A 4417-nucleotide genomic window follows, 5' to 3' on the forward strand; every position below is an offset into this window, starting at 1 on the left:
CATAGGCCCGGATTTTTTTCACGGATGTTTTTCCCGATTTGGCAATGCGCCTGAAAGGATGATTGGGGTTGTATGGGCCCCTTGTATTTGGTTGCACCTTTGGCTCACGGAAACCGCTGGTTGCCCCGGAATGGATCGGGTCGCGGCTCCGGCATGCTCTGCAACGGCGATAGCTCGCCTGCCAGTTAAGGATCGTCTCGAAGCTGCCGGCGATCGCTTGAGGCTGCTGCATCTTCCTGCGGAACGGCAGTTTCACGTTGGTTGCCCATATCAAGCTCCTTGGTTCTTGTTGAGAGGTTGATGCAGCGGAGATTTGAGGGGCAGGGCGCTCATCCTCCCACCCCTCATGCGGCGGTCACTGCTTGGGAGGAACAAAGCCTTCGGTGATCACGACCGAGCCTTCGGTCGAAGCGATGCGGAACTTCCGAGCGGCTGTATATTCCGGCGAGTTGTAGAACCGCTGGGCGTCGGCTACGCTCGGAAACTCGGCGATGGCCATGACCGACTTCGGCTTGCCTTCCACCGCGGTCGCGTTGAGGTTGAAGACGATGATCTTGCCGCCGTATTTCGGCGCAAGCGGGCCGGCCTCTTCCATGTATTTCTGAAAGCCCGCCTGATCGTCGATCGTGTAGTTCGCGATCATATAGCCCGGCGGCTGCGCATCCTGCGCATAGCCAGTTGCGACGAGAGCGACGGCGATGGCAGCGGCCGCGCCGAAAACGATTTTCTTCATAGTATGAGGTCCTCCGGTTTTGAGTGAGGGTAATTAGAACGAGCCGTCAGTTGATCTGGACAGCTCATCATGGGTTCGCATTTCGCTCAGGCGACCTTCGATGCAGGGCATGATCATGGCGATCGCGTCCGTCCCGGCGACGAATATGTTCGGCGGGTTTTCCATTGCGGCGACCTTGATGATGGCCGCGCCGAGCCTGTCCGGATCGCCGGGCTGGGTGCCGTGATAGACCGACCACATGGATTCCGGTGAACCCTCGTGGGCGTAATCGTCGATGCCGCTTTTCTTGACGTAGCGGACGTTCTGATTGTCCAGGAGATCGGTGCGGAACATTCCGGGTTCGACGGTCGTGATCTTGATGCCGAACGGCTCGACCTCGATCCCGACCGAGAACGCAAGGCCCTCGATCGCGAACTTGGTTGCGCAATAGGTGCTGCAGTGCTTGAGGCCGACAACGCCCCCGGAGGAGCCAATGTTGATGATGTGGCCCGAGCGCTGCTTGCGCATGACCGGAAGGACCGCGCGCATGACATGCACGACACCATAGAAGTTTGTGGCGAACTGGGCTTCGATCTCAGCCACGGTCGACTCTTCGAAGTTGCCGAGCAGGCTGTACCCTGCATTGTTGACCGCCACGTCGATGCGGCCGAACCGTGCGACCGCTTCCGCGACTGTGGCCTTCGCCTGTGCTTCGCTGGTCACGTCCAACTGGACGATCGCCAGATTATCGCCTGCAACATCGAGCAAGGCATTGAGGGCCTTGTCGAGATTTCTGGCGGTTGCCACAACGCGGTCGCCAGCCTTCAGGGCAGCTTTGGCGATTCCAGCGCCGATGCCACTGCCGACACCTGTGATGAACCAAACTTTGCTCACGTTTAACTCCTTGTCTTCGAAGGCTGGTAGATATCGCAACAAGGAGAACGTGATTAGACGGCATTATCTGCATGAACTTAGAAATGACATAGATAAATGCGCCGCGAGGTTAGGGCCCCTTCGGCCGCCAAATTGGGCGCATCCCGTGGAGGCAAGGCAGCAAAAAGATGGAGCTGACGACCCATAAGGAAGTTGCTCTTCAGAGCTGCCTCGCAATGTCGCCAGCCGTGAGCCACTACCCCTTATGGCGCAATGCGTCGACCAGGAGGAGGAAGGCCCTCGTATGTTGCCGTCTGCTTGGATAGTAGAGATGATAGCCCGAGAATGGCGGACACCAGTCTTCCAGCACACGGACCAGACGTCCTTCAGCAACATGCCGGGAAATTTGGCTTTCGAACGTGTAGGCCAGTCCTAGTCCATCGAGTGCTGCTGTTTCCAACATTTCGTTGTCATTCAGGACAAGCGGCCCGTTGACCTTAACCTCAAGCTCAACGCCATCTTTCTCGAACTCCCAGGCATAGAGCCCGCCGCCCGTGGTTTGGCGGTAGCTTACGCAATTGTGGTCGTTCAGGTCACGCGGGGTTTCCGGAATCTTGCGGTTGGCAAAGTAGGACGGGGAGCCAACCACCGCCATGCGAATATCCGGGCTCACCCGAACTGCCACCATGTCCTTCTGGACCTGTTCACCCAAGCGGATGCCCGCGTCAAATCTTCCTGCGACAATATCGGTGAGCCCTTCACTGACATTGATCTCGACTGAAATATCTGGATACTCTGGCAGAAGCTTTACCAGCGCGGGCCACAGCACCATTCTGGCGGCATGCCGGAAGGTCGTGATGCGGATCGTGCCTACAGGCTTGTCGCGAAGCGCAGTGAGTTGCGCGATCTCACTGTCGATATGGTCGAATGCGGGACGCAGGCTATTGAGCAACCTTTCTCCTACGTCCGTCAGCGACAGACTGCGCGTGGTTCGCGAGATCAATCGCAGTCCCAACCGGTCTTCCAACATGCGGACAGCATAGCTGAGGGCTGACTGGGAAAGGCCGAGCTTTGCGGCCGCTCGCGTGAAGCTTCCCTCCTCGGCAACCGCGATGAATACGGCCAACTCACTGAAGTCGCCTTTTCTCATTTATAAAGCCCATTTCTAAGTTCATGCGGATAATAGCGCCTAATCAGCATGCTTGTCCTCCCCTATTTAATCACCAACACCACATGGTGCGGCAACCGCATAAGGACAACGAGAGACAATGAGCAAAAAACACCCAAATCTCTTTGAATCATTCGCCTTCGCCAAAGGGATCACCCTGCGCAATCGTATTGTGATGGCCCCCATGACGACATGGTCCGGCAACGAAGACGGAACGGTCTCTGACGAAGAGGTTGCCTATTATCGCCGTAGGGCGAAAGGTGTGGGCATGGTGCTCACCGGCTGCACCCACGTCATGCCGAACGGCATTGGCTTCGCCGGTGAGTTTGCGTCCTATAACGATCGCTTTACGCCGAGCTTGCGCCGTTTGGCGGAGGCGGCCAAGAGCGGCGGCGCGCGTGCGATCCTCCAGATTTTCCATGCTGGCAACAAGGCCGTGCCCACACTGGTTCCCGGCGGTGAAATCGTCAGCGCGAGTTCCATGAAGGCCGCGCCGGGACCGTTTAACAACGGCGACGTTGTCACGCGGGCTCTGTGCCACAATGAAATTCTCGAAGTCGTCGTTGCGTTCGGCGAGGCCACGCGACGCGCCATCGAGGCAGGCTTCGACGGAATCGAACTGCATGGTGCGCACGGGTTCCTGATCCAGAACTTCTTCTCGCCGTTGTTCAATCAGCGCGATGACGAATGGGGTGGCTCGCTGGACAACCGCATGCGTCTCCCGCTCGCAGTTATTCGTGAGGTCAAGCGGATCATCGACCTCCATGCGAAGCGGCCGTTCCTGCTGGGCTACCGGGTTTCGCCTGAAGAATCTGACGCGGGCGGTCTTCGAATCGACGACACCTATGAACTAACGGACCGTCTTATCGGGGCGGGCGTAGACTACATCCACGTGTCGCTGGCGAGCGTCTTGGAGGCCAAGCCGATCGATCATGCTGACGAACGGCGCATCGCGGAGTTATTCTTGGAGCGTGTGGCCGGCCGTGTACCTGTCATCGCCGCGGGTCACATCAGAAAGCCCGAACAGGCCGAAAGCGCCCTGGAACTCGGTTTGTCCCTTGTGGCTGTCGGTCAGGGGCTGGTGATGAACCCGGAATGGGTTGAGCTTGTCCAGCGTGGTAGAACTGATCAGATCGACACAGCGTTGAGCACGTCCAAGATTTCAGAGATCATGCTTCCTGCCAAACTCTGGAACGTCATAGAGGCGACAACGGGCTGGTTTGACATACGGCCTTAGTCTTGGGAAGCGAGGATGGATCGGGTGAAAGATATTCGCGCGTTGGCTGGCGAATGAGGCACCTCATCACAACGTCAAGGCACGGTTTGCCTCCTTCTGCCAAGAGATCGTCCGGTCTCGCATGCCGGTCTGGCGCGTCTCCTTGGGGCTTGAAGTGCTGCACCGGAGGTGAGCGGTGGCAGCACATCTGGACCAATGAGGGCCTGTCGGTCCACGAGGCCGACCGGGCCACGGCCCCAACGTCCCAAACTTATCTGAATAGCCCGACCCGGATCGTTGATGAGACCGGGTGGCCATTCCGGCGCCGACTCGTTGCGCCTTGTCCTGACATGCCGCTCCTCGAGAAGCTTCGCCTCGAGGGCATGACCGACTACGTTATGTACCCGCTGTCCTTCCTAGACCGGACCAGGACCGCCGTGATTTCCTT

At 58.2% G+C, this 4417-nt stretch carries 4 protein-coding genes; 1 reads left to right on the top strand and 3 read right to left on the bottom strand.

The window, feature by feature from the left end; all coding sequences use genetic code 11:
* Positions 1-355 precede the first annotated feature (355 nt).
* From AAAC48_RS01370 to AAAC48_RS01380, 3 genes are all read right to left on the bottom strand, one after another.
* Positions 356-733 (bottom strand): DUF1330 domain-containing protein, encoded by a 378-nt coding sequence (locus AAAC48_RS01370; RefSeq protein WP_340652454.1) that lies wholly within the window; start codon positions 731-733, stop codon positions 356-358.
* A 33-nt stretch (positions 734-766) separates the two neighbouring features.
* Complete coding sequence (locus AAAC48_RS01375; RefSeq protein WP_340652455.1) at positions 767-1606, bottom strand: SDR family NAD(P)-dependent oxidoreductase; 840 nt, start codon at positions 1604-1606, stop codon at positions 767-769.
* Positions 1607-1841: 235 nt separating this feature from the next.
* Positions 1842-2735 carry a LysR family transcriptional regulator gene (locus AAAC48_RS01380; RefSeq protein WP_340652456.1) on the bottom strand — a complete coding sequence of 298 codons (894 nt, stop codon included), beginning with the start codon at positions 2733-2735 and terminating at the stop codon, positions 1842-1844.
* A 118-nt stretch (positions 2736-2853) separates the two neighbouring features.
* On the opposite strand from AAAC48_RS01380, the gene AAAC48_RS01385 reads away from it, so the two are divergent.
* Complete coding sequence (locus tag AAAC48_RS01385) at positions 2854-3990, top strand: NADH-dependent flavin oxidoreductase (RefSeq protein WP_340652457.1); 1137 nt, start codon at positions 2854-2856, stop codon at positions 3988-3990.
* Positions 3991-4417: the final 427 nt, after the last annotated feature.

It is taken from the genome of Phyllobacterium sp. (genome assembly GCF_037994405.1).
GTDB lineage: Bacteria > Pseudomonadota > Alphaproteobacteria > Rhizobiales > Rhizobiaceae > Phyllobacterium.